14 protein-coding genes are annotated in these 16447 nt (G+C 63.6%); 6 read left to right on the forward strand and 8 right to left on the reverse strand.

Annotated elements, in window-relative coordinates:
- The first annotated feature begins 92 nt into the window (after positions 1 to 92).
- From N6H05_RS09870 to N6H05_RS28260, 6 genes are all read left to right on the forward strand, one after another.
- Positions 93 to 1247: a TraB/TrbI/VirB10 family type IV secretion system protein gene (locus N6H05_RS09870; RefSeq protein ID WP_284114204.1), complete on the forward strand. Its 1155-nt coding sequence runs from the start codon at positions 93 to 95 to the stop codon at positions 1245 to 1247.
- Positions 1244 to 1486, forward strand: a complete 243-nt coding sequence (locus tag N6H05_RS09875; RefSeq protein ID WP_127966068.1) for a DUF2274 domain-containing protein — start codon at positions 1244 to 1246, stop codon at positions 1484 to 1486. The genes N6H05_RS09870 and N6H05_RS09875 overlap by 4 nt, the downstream gene beginning before the upstream one ends.
- 168 nt (positions 1487 to 1654) lie before the next feature.
- The gene (locus N6H05_RS09880) at positions 1655 to 1918 is read left to right on the forward strand and encodes a hypothetical protein (RefSeq protein ID WP_245481997.1); all 264 of its coding nucleotides are present in this window, start codon (positions 1655 to 1657) and stop codon (positions 1916 to 1918) included.
- Between the two features lie 146 nt (positions 1919 to 2064).
- The gene (locus N6H05_RS09885) at positions 2065 to 2463 is read left to right on the forward strand and encodes an HVO_A0114 family putative DNA-binding protein (protein WP_284113695.1); all 399 of its coding nucleotides are present in this window, start codon (positions 2065 to 2067) and stop codon (positions 2461 to 2463) included.
- The gene (locus N6H05_RS09890) at positions 2460 to 4121 is read left to right on the forward strand and encodes a recombinase family protein (protein WP_284113697.1); all 1662 of its coding nucleotides are present in this window, start codon (positions 2460 to 2462) and stop codon (positions 4119 to 4121) included. The genes N6H05_RS09885 and N6H05_RS09890 overlap by 4 nt, the downstream gene beginning before the upstream one ends.
- Before the next feature lie 124 nt (positions 4122 to 4245).
- Complete coding sequence (locus tag N6H05_RS28260) at positions 4246 to 4452, forward strand: DUF6961 family protein (protein ID WP_502958965.1); 207 nt, start codon at positions 4246 to 4248, stop codon at positions 4450 to 4452.
- Between the two features lie 499 nt (positions 4453 to 4951).
- On the opposite strand, the gene N6H05_RS09895 is transcribed toward N6H05_RS28260, so the two are convergent.
- The 8 genes from N6H05_RS09895 to N6H05_RS09930 all read right to left on the reverse strand — a co-directional run bounded on the left by N6H05_RS09895 (position 4952) and on the right by N6H05_RS09930 (position 16441).
- Positions 4952 to 5140 (reverse strand): hypothetical protein, encoded by a 189-nt coding sequence (locus N6H05_RS09895; RefSeq protein ID WP_284113698.1) that lies wholly within the window; start codon positions 5138 to 5140, stop codon positions 4952 to 4954.
- Positions 5141 to 5234: 94 nt separating this feature from the next.
- On the reverse strand, positions 5235 to 5798 hold the full coding sequence (locus tag N6H05_RS09900) for a glycoside hydrolase family 108 protein (protein WP_349666218.1): 564 nt from the start codon (positions 5796 to 5798) through the stop codon (positions 5235 to 5237).
- On the reverse strand, positions 5795 to 6190 hold the full coding sequence (locus N6H05_RS09905) for a hypothetical protein (RefSeq protein ID WP_284113699.1): 396 nt from the start codon (positions 6188 to 6190) through the stop codon (positions 5795 to 5797). The genes N6H05_RS09900 and N6H05_RS09905 overlap by 4 nt, the downstream gene beginning before the upstream one ends.
- Positions 6191 to 6247: 57 nt before the next feature.
- Positions 6248 to 7045 carry a hypothetical protein gene (locus N6H05_RS09910; RefSeq protein ID WP_284113700.1) on the reverse strand — a complete coding sequence of 266 codons (798 nt, stop codon included), beginning with the start codon at positions 7043 to 7045 and terminating at the stop codon, positions 6248 to 6250.
- Between the two features lie 13 nt (positions 7046 to 7058).
- On the reverse strand, positions 7059 to 13250 hold the full coding sequence (locus tag N6H05_RS09915) for an SGNH/GDSL hydrolase family protein (RefSeq protein ID WP_284113701.1): 6192 nt from the start codon (positions 13248 to 13250) through the stop codon (positions 7059 to 7061).
- Positions 13247 to 13612, reverse strand: coding sequence for a hypothetical protein (locus N6H05_RS09920; RefSeq protein WP_284113702.1), 366 nt, complete (start codon positions 13610 to 13612; stop codon positions 13247 to 13249). Before N6H05_RS09920 ends, N6H05_RS09915 begins: the two co-directional genes overlap by 4 nt.
- 68 nt (positions 13613 to 13680) lie before the next feature.
- Positions 13681 to 14478, reverse strand: coding sequence for a hypothetical protein (locus tag N6H05_RS09925; RefSeq protein ID WP_284113703.1), 798 nt, complete (start codon positions 14476 to 14478; stop codon positions 13681 to 13683).
- 4 nt (positions 14479 to 14482) lie between these two features.
- On the reverse strand, positions 14483 to 16441 hold the full coding sequence (locus N6H05_RS09930; RefSeq protein ID WP_284113704.1) for a phage tail protein: 1959 nt from the start codon (positions 16439 to 16441) through the stop codon (positions 14483 to 14485).
- Between the last annotated feature and the right edge of the window lie 6 nt (positions 16442 to 16447).

The raw sequence follows: 16447 nt of genomic DNA on the forward strand, positions 1-16447 counted from the left end.
AGATCGATCCCGATAAGAGCGCGAAGCCAGAACCGACGCCGGAGCCGTCTGACGACGATGCCCGCCCGCTGACCGGCGAACCCGTCGTACCGATGCGGCTGCGCGCCGAACCGCCGCGCGTCACCCGGTTGTCGCGGAAGGTTCTGGCCGGTCTCGGTCTGGTCAGCAGCCTCAGTATTGGCGGCGCGTTGATCTATGCGCTCCAGACCCGCGATGGCGGCGGCGGAAACACCGAACTCCATTCGACCGAGAATCGCGCGACCGCCGATGGTCTCGCCGGCCTGCCCAAGGACTATACCGGTCCTGTCCTCGGCCCGGCTTTGCCCGGCGATCTCGGTCGGCCGATCCTCGATGCGCAGAACCGTGGCCAGCCCGTGCCCGGGCCGGGTATCGGCACACCAGCCGCGACACCGCCGGGCCTCAGCGCCGAGGAACAACGCAGGTTACAGGAGATCGAAGCGGCGCGGACCGGGCGGCTCTTTGCATCGACGGAGACGCGGAATACCGGACAGCCAGCCACCACGACCCCCAATGCCACAGCGCCCATGCCGGACCTGACCAGCCTAGGTCTCGCGCCGCAGCCGACGACGCCCACAGCTCAGGACCGGCAAACAGCCTTTCTCGACCAGGGGGCCGATCGGCGCACCGTTGCGCCGGATCGCGTTGCCGCGCCGGCGTCGCCGAACATCCTTCAAGCCGGCGCGGTCATTCCGGCCGCGCTCATCACCGGCATCCGTTCCGATCTGCCGGGCCAGATCACCGCCCAGGTCACGGAGAACGTCTATGACAGCCCCACGGGCCGCATCCTGCTGGTGCCACAGGGCACGCGGTTGCTCGGCCAGTATGACAATGGCGTCGGCTTCGGTCAGCGCCGCGTCCTGCTGGCCTGGAACCGCCTCATCATGCCCGACGGCCGCTCGATCGTGCTGGAACGCCAGCCGGGTGCGGACGCCGAAGGTTATGCCGGGCTGGAGGATGGCGTCGATTATCATTGGGGCGAACTGTTCAAGGCGGCGGCGCTTTCGACATTGCTCAGCATCGGCGCCAACACGGGATCGTCCGGTGACGAGAGCGATCTCCTCAGCGCCATCCGCGACGGCGCATCCGACAGCATCGGTCAGACCGGCCGGCAGATCGTCCAGCGCCAACTCAACATCGCCCCGACACTGACCATCCGGCCGGGTTTCCCCGTCCGCGTCATCGTCACCCGCGATCTTGTGCTCGAACCCTATGGAGCCACGCCATGACGAAGCTGAAGCTCGGCCCGATCACTGAGACCAAGCCGGTGAAGGTGACGGTGGAACTACCCGCTGACCTGCATCGGGATCTAACCGCCTATGCCCACGTGCTCGGCCGCGAGAACGGCCATCCGCCGACCGATCCCGTCCGCCTGATCGTGCCGATGCTGGAGCGGTTCATCGCGACTGATCGGGCATTTGCGAAGGCGAGGCGGACCACGCCGTCGGCCGCAGGCGGGCAATCATGATTCCGACGCTCGCCGTTCTTCGCCGGACCGATAGCCAAACACGATCATGGTTTCGGATCACGCCGTCTTCACAGTCCGCGCGATCCGTTGATGCTGGAAGAATTGCGCGGCGTCGTGGCGAAGGATCGAGCGTCTTTACGGTTGGTCATTTCACAGAATGCGGTTCCCATGTCCCGGCGCAGCACTGATCGCCCGCGACGCCGGCTCCGTGTCGTGTCCGGCGCTCTGCCCGACGACCTCTACGACTATATCCCGCCGGACGAGATCGGGACGCCAGCCCCACCCATCGGCCGCCCGCCCAAGCACGATGTCGAATCCTGGACCGTGACCGACGACTGGCCGGAGCGCGTTCCAGTGACGGAGGCCGAGATCGACTTGTTCGAGGCATGGTTCGGCGACATCTTCGACGAATTGTTCGGGCCGTCCCGCTGAGCCGTGATCGGTTTCGGTGAAACTCATACGAACATGATCCGTTTGATTTAGTTGCGTTGTGATGATAACTATAAGCGGTGATTAGTCGATCCGCCGCCCGATGCTTTTGCCCGGCCCGGCGAATGCCAGGACGGAGGCAAAACGCCATGACGACGCTGAAGGTTGGCATCGCCGATCCCGACGAAATGAAGGCCCGCTCGCAGCGGATCGCGCGCGGAGAGGAGAGGCCGCGCGAGGCCGACCCCAAGATCTGGTTCGCCTCGACCGAATCTTTCGCCCGCATTCTTTCCGCGCCCAATCGCGAGATGTTGCGCATTATCGCAGAGCAGGCCCCGGGCTCGCTCGACGAACTAGCGGTGCTAACCGATCGGGCCAAATCCAACCTCTCACGCACCCTGAAGACGATGACCGGCTACGGCCTGATCCGCATGGAGCGCAGCGGCCGAAAGCTCGCGCCGAAGCTCGTCCACGATCGCGTCGTCCTGGACCTGCCGCTGAGACAATCGCGGAAGCGGAACATCACGGCAGAGGGAGACCCATCATGAACGCTGAAACACCCAGCATTGCCACGCGCGCCGCCCTCTATCTCCGCGTCTCGACGACCCGGCAGGCCGAGCATGACGTCTCGATCCCCGACCAGAAGCGCCAGGGCGAAGCCTACTGCGTTTCGCGTGGCTACCAACTTATCGATACCTTTGTTGAACCCGGCGCGTCGGCCACCAACGATCGCCGTCCCGAGTTCCAGCGCATGATCGAGGCGGGCACGTCCAAGCCCGCGCCCTTCGACATCGTCGTCGTCCACTCGTTCAGCCGCTTCTTCCGCGATCATTTCGAGCTGGAGTTCTACGTCCGCAAGCTGGCCAAGAACGGCGTCAAGCTGATCTCCATCACCCAGGAGATGGGCGATGATCCAATGCACGTCATGATGCGCCAGATCATGGCGCTGTTCGACGAGTATCAGTCCAAGGAGAACGGCAAGCACGTCATGCGCGCCTTGAAGGAGAACGCCCGGCAGGGCTTCTGGAACGGCGCGCTGCCGCCGATCGGCTACCGCATCGTCGCGGCCGAACAGCGTGGGGCCAAGACCAAGAAGAAGCTGGAGATCGATCCGCTGCACGCCGACACCGTGCGGCTGATCTACCGGCTGGCGCTGGAAGGGAACGGCACCTCCGGCCCGATGGGCGTCAAGGCGATCGTGTCCCATCTGAACGCGCGCCGCATCTTCACCCGCGACGGCGGGCGCTGGGGCATCGGCCAGCTTCACCGCATCCTGACGCGGCGCACCTATATCGGCGAGCACGAGTTCAACAAGCGCTCCAAGACCAAGGAACTGAAACCGATCAGCGAGATCGTCACGGTTCCTGTGCCGCCGCTGATCGACCTTGAGACTTTCGACGCCGTTCAGACGCATCTGAAAGCCCGCAATCCCAAGGTCACGCCGCCGCGCGTGGTCAGCGGGCCGACCCTGCTCACCGGCATCTGCTTCTGCGCCAAGTGCGGCGGGGCCATGACGATCCGCACCGGCAAGGGCGGGCGCTACCGCTATTACACCTGCTCGATCAAGGCGCGGCAGGGCGAGACCGGATGCTCGGGCCGTTCGATCCCGATGGAAAAGCTCGACACCATCGTCGCCGGCCATATCGAGGATCGGCTGCTCCAACCCGATCGGCTGGAGGAGGTGCTGTCGTCCGTCCTCGACCGCCGGCACGAGCGGGCCGAACGTCGGCAGGAGCATATCGGCGAGTTGAACCGCCGGGCGGCCGAGACCGACCTTCGCCTCAAGCGCCTCTATGACGCGATCGAATCAGGCGTCGCCGATATCTCCGATCCGGCGTTGAAAGACCGCATCGCCGGGTTGAAGGCGCTTCGCGACCAGGCGCAGGTGGATGCCGAGCGGGCGCAAGCCACGCTTGAAAGCTCCGGCAATCAGGCGGTCACGCCGGCTACCGTGCGCCGGTTTGCCGACGTGGCGCGCCAGCGCCTCCGCCTCGACGGGGGCGGTTATCGGCGGGATCACTTGCGCGCCTTCGCCCAGCGCGTCGAGGTCGCAAAGACCGAAGTTCGCATCATGGGATCGAAAGGAGAGCTACTCCGCACGCTTGCGGCCGTTTCCGGAGGGAAATCGGCGGGAATCGGCGTGCCCAGCTTGGGACTGAAGTGGCGGAGCGGGAGCCAGCTAAATCAATCGATCAATTGCTTGTAATTGTGAGATAAAATCTTAGCTGTTCCGCTAGATACCATGGATTATACCATGCGGATTATTTTTACCCTCCAGCTGGTCCAAAATGGGATTCGAACCCCACGGTCAGATACCATATGATGGCGCCATGCATCTGAACGACTGGACCCTATGGGCCTCAGCGCAAGAGGTCATAAAGCGGCGGGGCGCCAAGGCGCCGAAATATGCCGCTGCCCAGATCGCGGAGGCGGAAGCGGCTGGCGATGATGCATCCGCTCGGGCTTGGCGCGAGATCGCCGAGCGGGTCCACCAGCTTATGGATTACAGGACCGGCCGGCCGCTTAGCCGGCAATAATGCCCAGCCCTTCTTGATCCCGCCAGCGATGATGCTATCGCCACGGTGGATCCTGACCGACGTTTGCAATCGGTTGGTCGGTCAGGGTCTCCCATTTCTGGCATAGGATAGGAGGCTCGACAGCCAGATGTCCGAAGTAGTCTTGGACCTAGCAATTTACGTAGTGACCTTTGGCCTGATCATAGGCGCTTTCATGCAACTGCGCCGTGATTGATAGATAATTCGGCTTTTGGTCGGTCAGGATCGACCTTTCGTGGTTCCCCTTATTGTTGGATCGGATGATCAGGGATATTTTAGGCTGACCTCAGTGCTGATGACTGCGACGCCCTTTCGAAGTGGAGCGCTGGGGTCACCGCCTCATTCTTTGAGATATTCCGCTTCCTAAGCGGTGACAGAGTGCCTACCCAAAGCCGTCCCGCGATTCGGTTTTAGACTGCCCGGCTCGTTGGATACCCCGTCTGCAGTTCAGTTGATTGCGGCCCGCCTGAGGCAGACGGGGTTACCCTTGAATGTCTTCTTCACGCTTATCCTGCGGCAGCTCCTGGCGAAGTTCAACGTCATCGCGGCGCGCGCCAGGGGCACCACGAACCGCGCGCACCAGTGCCTTAGCGCCAGCCGCCACATAGCCCAAAGCCTCGAACGCGAGGCCGACCTTGCCGAGCCCGCGCGTGATCTTGCCCAGACCCATCACCGCACCCTCGTCAGATAGTTCGCCAGGATGCAGGCGCCGAAGCCTGCCACCGCGACGGTGATCCAGAAGACGGTCATGATGTCGATCGCGGTCATGCGGCAATCCCCATCCGCACCTGGCGCGCGATCCATCCGTAGCTGAATTCCTCATTCGCCGGCCGCGCCAGACTGATCTCCTCATAGCGCCCGGTGCGGAAGCTATGAATGGTCCAGAGCAGCACCTGCAGACCTTCGCCGGTCGCGCCCCGGCGCTGCTGATAGCTGGCCAGCGCCTGCCGCGTCATCGGCCCGCAGGCACCATCAACCTTGAGATCGGGATAGAGCGAGGCCCCCCGATTGAAGAGGTTGAGCGCGCGCTGGAGGAACTGGCCGGCAATGGCCTGACCCATGTTGATGCCGGTGTCGAATAGCAGTTCGCCGACAGACGCCGACATAGCGAGGATCTTATCGAATCCCGGCTCGATGAGATAGCGCTTGCGGTAGATCGCAACAGCCGTCTCGCGGGGCAGAACCCGCATATCACCGGTATAGCCATAGGCACGGGCTACCTGCTCGGTAACCCCCCACCGTGTCGGGCCGCCCTTGTCCTTGGGGTTGTTCACATAGTCGCCCTCGCGGCCGATCGCTTCATCAATGAGCTGGTCGACGTTCATCATTCACCTCCCAAGGGCCGCTTGCCCGTTGCGATGTCTTGAAGGGTTCGTTCCGCGCTCAGTTCGGCCTGCACCTCCTCGCGGATGGCGGCTTTGCGGCGCGTCGCTTCGTCGGTGATCACGTCGCCCACCTGGCGGACAAAGCGATCCGTGTAGAGCTTGACGACGCGATCGGCGCCGACGGTCGCGCCGGCCGTGATGAGGGCGGCGCCTTCACCGTCGACGCCGGCGCGGCTGATCATCCAGTAGGAGATCAGCGCCACCATCGGGAGGATGAGGATGTCTGCCAGCACCAACCCCGGCTTGATCTTCACCCCCTTCTTGATGAGCAGCGCATATTTCGCGGCGAAGCCGAACGTGAGGCCGACCCAGATCCAAGCATATTTGGCGATCAACGCCTCACTCCATGGCGTCATCGCCGCGGCTCCCTGTTGTGTGTTCATCGTCCGCGCTCAAGCGATACCGTAATAGCTGGCCACCATGCCGCGCGCGGCCGCTAGGATGCTTCCGTACCCCGAAGAGAGGATGGGGACGTTGAACTGCAGCAGTTCAGCGAGTGCGCCGCCGTCGATTTCGGAGGTGAATGTGGTTCTGGGCGTGCCGGCTGCGCCCACCACCAGCATGTCGGAATCTGTCGGCACCACGCCGGCTGAAACCACCGTCGGCGTCGTTTCGAGATGGGCCATGATCTTGAGCTCGCCGGTGATCACGTCATAGCTGACGATGATCATGGTCGAACCAGCCGAAGGCGGGCGGACGGTCGCCGCATTGACGGTGCCGGTGCCAAGCTTCGCGGCCAGCCCCCCCGCCGAAGTCTGACGGATCCAGAATGGCGTCGCGCCGTTCGGGTCGGCACCCGAACCAAGCTCATATGCATTTTCACCCGGTCCGACCATGCCAACGAGGATGAAGCTGAAGCTGGCGTTCAGCGGCAGAAAGCCAGGACCGACCATGGCCCCTTCCTGACCAGTGGCGGTGCCATAGACCAGCGCGGCACGGTTATTGAACGCTGCATGTGCCTTGGTGCGGGTCGGAAGATAGGCGCCGAACCCCGGACGCATGATCGCGTCCGTCTTGCGGCACCGCCAGCCGATGTCGGCGCCGGCCGTCTCGAAGCCACTGTTTGCGCGGAAGGCGCGCACCAGCTCGGGCGCCTGATAGAGCAGGCGCTCGCGCACGTCGGGACGCTCGTCGGGCAGGCCGACGCTGTCCGCGCTGACGGTGTCGAGAGTTCTGATGATGGATGGCATGTCTGAGAGCTCCTTAAGCGAGGATCGAGTTGTCGTAGGTCAGGGTCGAGCCGGCATCCGCCAGTCCAATCGTCCCGGAGAAGCTGGATAGTTTGCGCAGATCGCGGGATATGACGGCCGCCCCATCCTTGACGCGAATGCCAGCATAGCCTGCGTTTGAAGGCTCTTTCAGCGCGCCCATGACCAAGCGTTCGACAAACATCCGGTTGGTGGCTCCAGTATCGCATTTGACGTGCATGAAATTGTCTTCAGCAAGGCAGTCGATCACCTCGCAGAAGCCGGTAGCCCCACCTTCATTCGCGGCAAGCGTGCCTGTGTAGCCGAAGCCAGCGCCCTTGCCGGCCGAAGGCCCGGTACCGACACCACCGACACCCCAGGCGCCGCCGTTGTTACGGGCCGTCGCGCCGACGATGCGGCCACTCGCGCCGAATGAATAGACGATGCCATCACCCCCATTCATTTCGAACAGACCGCCGCTCACATCGCCCTGACAAACTTCATGCGGGCTGAAGCCATCGTCCCACGCGCCAATCGAGAGCGCATTGATGACCCTGAACAGGAAGCCGCGATCAGGCGTCCCGAGGGTTGGCGCCTGGTGGATGTTGATGTTGTCACCGCCAGCGCCGATCGCCTCAGGATGATCGAGTAGGAAGTCGCTGACCCCATCGCCGACAAAGCCGAGGGTCCGCCCGCCAATGGAGCGGCAATTGGTAAGGTGCGCTTTCATCGCATAGCGCGGACGCGGCCCCGTGTAGCCGTACATGTCGGTGATCCCGAGCATTTCGACTTCGCGAAGTAGGCCGCGATCGTTCGTCGCGTTCGCGCCATCTGGGTAGATGATCCCGGCAAGGGTGTCCGGGAGATAGAAGGTTCGCGAAGGCGCGCCGCCGTCGATCGTCTTGACGTAGACATAGGTCGCATCACTGGTCCAGGCGCCGGCCACCAGAGAAGCAGCGTCAGGCACGAGATAGTATGGGCTGGCGAGCGGCGAGCGATGGGTGCGGCCGCGATAGAGCGTATGGTCGTAGCTACCGAGCGGCGAAAAGGCCCTTCCATCCTCCCACAGATATTTGGCATCCGTCAGTGATGCGGGGATCGCGACCCGCCACACATCGGGATAGCCCGGCGCAGCCGCCCAGGTGCCGGGCGCGATCGCCGTCCCGAACTTGAAGATCGGCTGGTCGTGCGGCTGAGCCAGTATTTTGAGCGAGCGCAGACCCTTGAGGTTGATGCCCGCACCGCCCGCATAAACGCCTCCGCTGGCCAGGATCACCAGCTTGCCATTTGGCGCCTTGATCCGGGCGCCCGCCAGCGTGGCAACAGGGCGGGCGAACGATCCGCTGTCCGCGTCGGCGCCGGTGGTAGCGAGATAGACTTCCGCATGTCGATCGGTCTGGACCGCAGGGGCCTTGGAGTAGGCGATCGGGCCGTTGCAGAAGGTCAGGTCCGAGAAGGTGGCGCCCGAGCCCAAAGTCGCCATCGAGATGTAAAGGCCGATTTCCACCGTGGCGGGGTCCGCCGTGAAGGTCGGTATCTCAATCGCCTGGTCCATGCCATTGCTGGCGGGGATTGCCAGCTCATAGGTACTCAGGGGCGACGTGCCGCCGGCGTTGGGATACTGGTAGAAGCGAATACGTGACGCCAGCTGCTGCGGTCCGACACGGTCGCGCATCATCATCGAAACGCTGATCGGCTTTGACCGGTCCAGACCAAAATCCTCCAGCGATCCACGAATGACGATGCTCGTCTCAGACGCGCCGCTGGCTTCAATCCTGAACCCCGGCGCGCCATCGACCGTGGCGGTTGAGAGCACGGGCGCGGTGCTGGAGCGGGAGAAAAGTATGCGATCCTTGAACCGCGTGCCGGGCGTCGCAGCGGCAGCGACGATCCGCTCATAGGTCGGATCAGGCCAGACGTTAGGGGCGACGCCCTCAGAAAGGCGCCCCAATGCGCGACGGTTGGAGGTGGCGAACTTTCGCGGAAAACGCTCATCCACCGCAGCAGCGTCAAAGTCCACCATGTCGCGAACTTCAGTCGACGCCCAACGGTAGATCGGGAAATTGTCGAGTGCGTCCGTGATGACCGGATCGAAGCTGCGAATGCCACTGCGCGCGCCCGTTAGTCGGCCCATGCCGCCGTCGCCGGTGGTGCGGGATGCGATGCGCAGCTTGCGTCGCGATCCGGTGGGATGGGTGTCGAACGTGATCCTGACGCCGTTCGCGCCGCTTCTCGAAATGCCGACAAGCGCCCCGCTGCCGCCGCGTTGGGTGAAATCGATACCCTTGCCCGCACCCAGCGTGGATATGGCGATCTTGCTGTCATCAGACTCTATGTCGATGGCATCACTGTAGACCAGGACGTAATTGAGAGCGTCCTCCCAATATTCTTCAACGACACTGAGGTTTTGATCGTAAGCGCCGAACAGGTCGTTCGCGATATAGGTACCGTGGAGAAGCCCTATGCGGCGATAGCCGATTGCGTCGGGGTGATCGCCGTCGCCTGCAGCGTGGTCCACGAAATAGATCGAACCGAGGCAGCGGATCAGCGGGTTGCTGCGCTCAGCCATCAGCTGAGCCTGCGCGATCATGTTCGTCGCACCCGCACCGCTGGACCCACGATTGACCTGGCTAACATACATCCGGACTGGGTCAGCCTGTCCGGTGATGGCCCCGATATCTGCATTGAGATCGAGGCACCACTGGTCAAGCGCTCGGGCATAACGACCAGCGCTCAGGCCGTTGGCAAAATCTTGCTCGCCGTGCATCACCACAACACCTGGCACGATCGCGCGCCGACCTTCGCGGCGCGAAATATCGACGCCCGCTCGAACCGTGTTGAGCAACTCATTGTTGATCAGCGAACCGCGCTTCATCCCGTTGCGGGCACCAGCGCCGCCGAAATAGGCGTTGCCACCCAGACAGACCGAAGTGAAGATGATGCGTGGCATAAAACCAAGTCGAGCTTGGAATGTCGGCATCATCGCCAGCGCCATGCCAGAGTTAATCGTCTCCTTCGACCCAGTTGGGTTCGCCGTCTCCGTGACCTCGCACAGGTCCGAATAGTGGAGCGATAGCTTTCCGGTTGCCCACCAGGGACTGTCACCGATCATCTTGGCATAGCCAGGAAACGGCGGGACGGTCGTGATGGCTACCGCCTCCGGGTCGTTATTGTTGCCCTTTCCAAGGGACTGGCCGACTACGGGAATCAAGATGTCGACGCCGTTGGCGGGTGTAAGAACGGTCGTGCCATAAAGACCGTTGAACCCATAATTCTGGCGCAGCGAGGGAAGGCGCAGATCCTCGATGATCTGACCATTCTCCGCACGCCAGGCAGACCGGTCGCGACGGATGCCGCTGCGGAATGAGCCGTCCAGGTTCAGCGTCTCTTCGTCCCAATCGGCATTGCGCATCTCGGTCGCGGGGACGCCCGGAGCGTCATCGCGGACCAGTCCAGCCGGCGTTCGCCGCCAGACATGCTTGCGCAGGTCGGTGGCGGTTTTGAATGCGCCGTTGGAGTGATAGGTCACATCATCGAAATCTTCGATGCGCAGCGTGGCCAGCCCCAGTTCCGGCGCCTCCTGCCGGTCCATCATCCCCTGACGCGCGCGCCAGCTGCGCGCCTGGCCGTCCTTGCCACGCACGCGGCGGCCGGCGATGTCAAACGTCTCCTCGTCCCAATCGGCGTTGCGCAGCGTCGGAAGGCCTGAGCGTTGTTCCACGAGCGCCACCATTTCGGTCTTGAGGGCATCGGCCGCGCTGTTTCCCATCAGGACGCGCTGGAGCATGTCCGACTGGATTTTGCCGCCGATCGCGTTGGGATGCAGATCGTCCGTTCCGAACAGATCGTCATAATCGGCAAAGCTGGCGCCGAAGGACGGCTGCATGTCGACAAAGGCGATCTTGAGCTCGCGGGCGGTCAGCCGCGCGGCGGTCGCGTAATTCCGCATCGCCGGCCCCGTGGCGAGGCCATTCTCGCAGGGCACGGCCCAGAGGACCGAGGCGAGCGGCGAGACTGCGCGGATCATGCCCCGAACGAACACGATCATGGCCTTGCCATAGTCGCGCGGATCGGCGCTGACGCGCTGGTCGTTGGTGCCGATCAGCGCGATCCACTGGTCAATGCGCCCGCGATTGTCGAGCCGGCTGAAGGCTGCGATCAGGTCCGCGCGATAGCTCGCGCCGCTGGGGTGCAGAAGCGCGGACCACGAGCCGACCAGCCCGGAGCCGCTGACAGCCAGGTTGGACACGATGATCCCGGGCTGATCGTTCCGGGCAAACAGGCCGCCGAGCGTCACGGTGCCGCTGACGACTTCGATCTCCAGTTGCCAGGCGCCTGCCGGCGCGCCGTTGATCGCCGCTTTCTGGCCGCCGGTCGCCGCCAGCGAAAGCGCTGCCCATGCGCCGCCGTTGAAACGATAGCGCACCGCCGCGCCGATCGCGCCGGTATAGTGAAGCTCCAGCAGGGCGATCTGCGCAGTCGAGAAATAGCCGACCATGACCCGCGAGCCAGCCGTGCCAGACGTCGCGCTGCTGAGGTCGGGCGACTTGAAGTCGGTGCCATAGGTGCCGACCCAGCTACCCGAGAACGAGACCGCCATTTCGGCGGGATCGGCGCAGCCGCGGATTTCGCCATAGGCGTCATGATAGCCAAAGCCGCACCAGCCCGGCCCCGCATTGCCATAGCGCGCCTTCATCGCCCGCGTGAAATCGGTCGACCATGCTTCCTTGATCGCGGTGAAACTATCGCACGGCGAGAGGACGATATGATGCTGGAGCGTAGTGCCATCCAGATCGGCCGTCTGCGCCGACGCCAGGCGCAGCAGGTTCATGCGCGCGCGGCCGAGATATGGATCGCCCTCGATCGCAGGCAGATTGTCCTGCACCGTGTAAGGCTGGACCGGATAATCATCGTCGGCCAGCGAGATCCGCGAGCCCGGTCCGGTGCCGATCTGGACGCCGAACACGCTATGCGCGGCGCCCGAGAAGCTGGGGCCCATGCCGACCATCACATAACTGGCAGCCTTGGCCGCAACCTGAATGAGCAGGCTGTAGAGCCGGACGTTCGGCGCAAGCTGCCGCACCATCCGGATCGCCGCGTTGTTGAACTGGCTGATTTCGGTCTGCGTGCCGTCGGGGTGGCCGATGTACGCCGACCCATATTCGGTCGACGCGAAATTGTTGGAGCTTTCGACATACCACTGCGCCAGCAGCCACTGGCCGATCGCCACCGGCTCGGCAAAATCGATGCCGGTCACGACGCGGCCATTCACCGCGCTCTTCCAGCCCGCCTCGAAGCCGGCGCCGGTCAGGATCGGGCTGACGGGCGCGACGCGGGTGATCGGGTCGGAAACGAAGGGACGCGCATTGTAACCGTCCGTGCCCTTGCCGTTGTAGAGCAGGTTCGGCACCATCTTGCGCATCGGCTCGATGAATTCGAGGTCGCTGGTGCGGTTGCCGCCGTACCAGGCCGCCAGCACGTAGCAGCGGCCCGGATGCGCCGCATAATAGGCCTGCGCGCCGGTATATTCGACATAGGCGAACAGGCCATTGTCGGGCGAATAGGCCAGGGCGCCCGCGCTGCCCGTCCGCACGATCTTGCAATAGCCAGCGAGCTCGGCGCTCTCGGCATTGCTGATGGTCGGATAGGTGATGTTCGCCGAATGATTGTAGAGCGGCGCGATCGGCAGATAGAGCGCGTTGCGCGTCCCATAATAGCCATCGGTATCATCGATCGCGCGCAGCCCGTCGGGCGTGACGATGTCCGTATTGGTCCGGTTGGTCCAGATGACCTCTGCGCCCGTGAAGGGCGTATAGGTGCGCGCAAAGGTGGTCCCCAGGCCGACATGCAGTAGGTCTTCCTCGACCACCGCACCCGACGACTCCCGCTTGACCGGCGAAACGCTGGTCTGCGCCGGCGCGATCGAGGCGACATCGATATAGTGATAATCGGCCAGCAGCCCGGTCTGGTAAGGCAAATCGAAGGTGGTCAGGCCGTAATCTGCCGGGTCCACGACCTTGTAGACCTCGTTCTCGCGCGCGATCAGCATCCGCCCGTAGCGGATCAACCCGGCAGACGCGTCCACGATGACCGGCGTCTGATAGGTGACGCGATAGGCATTCTGCCGGTCGATGAGGTCGAGCAGCTCTTGCGTGTTGTTCCCCGCCGGTCCGGGAGGGCCAGCGAAGTTCAGCGACAGATCGTTCATGCGGTCGGACCTCTTACTATGGTCAATTCAAGATCGGCGATGAAGAAGCGGTCGGCGCCGGGCGGCGTCGCCAGCAGATCGGCAAGCATCGTGAAGCGGCCGGTGGTGTCGCTGATGCCGGCCAGTGTGGCGGGCAGGATCCTGCAGGTGATCTGCCGGGCCACCGGATTGAAAATGCGAAAGCCCTGATCGGCGTCACTGGCCGCCATCTCCAGGGTGAAAGCCTCAGGGTCAGCCGCCCAGCGCTCGAAAGTCGCCTCGAATATCCATCCGCTGATGTTCAGCGGTTCGGCCAGGCGGGCGCCAAGCGTCCACGTGGCATAATAGCCAACGCTTTCCTTGGCGGCGAAACGGGAGGGCATGGCGCATGTCTCCTCGGGCGGCAGAGCCGTCCGGTCTGAAGATGATGAGAGCTTGGAGAGGGGCGCTGTCAGGCGCCGGGGAATACCTTGATGATATAGCCTTCGAGGGTCAGGCTATCGGCGCCGTTGGCGAGCTGGCCCCGAATGGTCAGCACCTTGTCCGTGCTGGTGTCGATCGCAGACGTCGCGTGAGCCACTGTGCCGACACCATATGGAGATGTGGTGTTGCTGCGGGTGATCAACTGGGATGCTTCGCTGTTTCGGTTCGCGATGCGCATGAGCGCGCCCGCTTTGCCATTGCTACCCAGCTGCCAGGACTGAACCACCCCGCCATCCAGAACGATACTGACGGTCTTGACATTCGCATTGTCGGGGGCCGTCCAGAACGTCTGTACTTCCATCGACCCATTCGGACCCAGAGCACCGCCCGGCAATGTCAACGTCACAAAGTCATGCGTAGCCGTGCTGCCCGTCCATGCGGCCGACGCCGCACCATTCTGGGCCAGCATGTACGGCGCTTTCAACTCGGCCCGCAGCGCCGTCGCGCTGGCCATCGTCAACAGCGCCCGCCCCCATGACGTGGTCGCCAGTGCGGCGATGGCCGTCAGATCCGCGTCCAACGGCTGCTTTCCCGCCAGGGCGGCAGCCGTAGTCACGGCAAAGTTCGGGTCATCGCCCAGCGCTGCGGCAAGCTCATTCAGCGTGTCGAGCGTAGTCGGCGCGGAATCCACGATCAGCGCCGTGATATAGGTCGCCAGTTGCGACGCCAGCCAGCTCTTGTTGACGCCGCCCTCCAGACCGAAAATCTTCTCCGGTCCCGCCAGCGGTCCACCCGCCGGCAGGGCCGAACCCTTTGCGTCCGCCATATGATTATCCCAGCAAAAGTTGCGAGCCGTCTTCCAGCAGGAACCGGCCACCATCTTCGAGCAACATCCGCCCGCCACCCGTTTCCGCCGCTGGCGTCGTCACCGGACCCAGTATCAGCCTGTCGGTTCGTTCCGCGCCAATCTGGTATGATACGGCAGCCCAATAGGTGGTGCCCGCCATAACCCCTGGGATCAGCATGTCAGTGGCCGATCCGGTCAGCGTTCCGGCACTTGTCCAGGCGGCGTCATCCTCCGCATCCGGCGATGCCGATCCAGCCGCATAATCGAACAGGATGCTGGTCACCGTATCGGAATCTGCCGCGCCGGTGATCCGCAGCGCGGGCGCGGCCAAGCCGTTGCCACTCACCAGTTCAGCCGTCAGGGTCCAGTCGCCCCCGCCTGGCGCGCCGCTGAAATCCGGCGTCGGATTGTCGATCGCCACCGAACCGTCATCCAGCTCGTCATCGACCGTCCAACCATAGACGTCGGTCCTGATCTCGCGCAGCGTAAGCTGGTTCTGCCACCCCTTGTCCTGGCTATCGCTTTCGACCCGATAGATGATCGCCACCGGCTCATCGGGCACCGGACGGACGCCGTAACGCTTCGAGGTCCAGCGGATCCAGTCGCCATGTTCGACGCCAACCAGTCGCGGCGGCAGGGTCAGACTACGGGTGCGCCACAGGCGCCCCATTCGGCGCTTCATCTCGCCGACCCGCTGAGCCTGAGTGCCTGAGGTGCAGAGCGTCAGCGCGGGCTGCGCGACCTTGGCTTCTCCATCGGCCAGGATGTCCGCCGTGTCGCGCCGCACGGGCGCGCTGTGATCCTTCCACTGTTGTGTCGGCTCGATATATTTGACCGCGACCGTGTTGACCCATTCTGCATCGGTCTGGGTGCGGAAATCGCTGCTGTTGACGCTCGATCCGACAATGAGGTCATCGTCGGTGATGTCCCACAGCACCGGCTGCGCGGCTCCGGGCACGATCTCGATCGCCCCCTCGCGCTCGACTGTGTATCCGCCGCAGGCCGATGCGATGTCATCGTCGGTGTCGATGTACTTATCGTCGCCGCCGAACACGCCGCCGATCCGATATCGCGGCTCGGTGCCACCGCCTTTTAGCGCGACGGGCTCATCGCACAGGTTGGCAGGCGCGAAGACATTCTCCGGCGGCTGCTCGATGTCGGACAGGCCGCGACCCAACAACAGCATCGCCGGATCATCGACATGATCGCCGGCATAAATACCGCGCGCCCAGGTGTACCGGCAGTCGATCGGATTGTCGGTCCACTCGCGGGTCGACGGATCATCCCAGCGGTGGGCGCCCGATCCGCCGACGCTGCTATCCTTGCGCGCCTGATAGCAGCGAAGCCCTTTGACCACCCACAGGAACGAGGACCATGGCGAGCCGCTCGTCCAAACAGGGTTCTTCGCGTCGGACTTGTCAGCCTTCCATGCCACATAGACCTTGGCGACGCCGCGTCCGCGATCGTTCGCGGTCCATGTCGGCACGCCGCCAACCACTGGACAGTTCGCCAGCACCCAGGCCGGCACTTCATCGTCCCATGCGCCCGGCCGCCAATCGACCCGCAACTGGTTCTTGTAGCCGGCGACCAGCCCGTCGCCGGTGAATGGCACCCACTTGTCCTGTACATAGAAGCCGGTCAGGGCCTCGCAGCGATGATCGGCCAGCGCATAGATCGCAACCGTCCAGTCGGTTCCATATTTGCCGCCATAGTTGAAGATGTCGACCAGGCTGCCGCCGGTCGAACCTTCGCCGAAAATCCCCTCACGCGCCGTCTCTCCGATCGTCAGCGTGTTCTTGCTGGCCGTGCGCGCCTTCATGCTGGGCGCCAGCAGGATAGTAGCAACGGTCATGATGCCTTGGGCAATCAGCACAGGGTTCATCTGTGCGATCCCGACGCCGATCATTACTACGCCCGTGGCGATTCCTACGACCTTAGCCATATCCGC

It is taken from the genome of Sphingobium sp. WTD-1, assembly GCF_030128825.1.
Classification (GTDB): Bacteria; Pseudomonadota; Alphaproteobacteria; order Sphingomonadales; family Sphingomonadaceae; genus Sphingobium.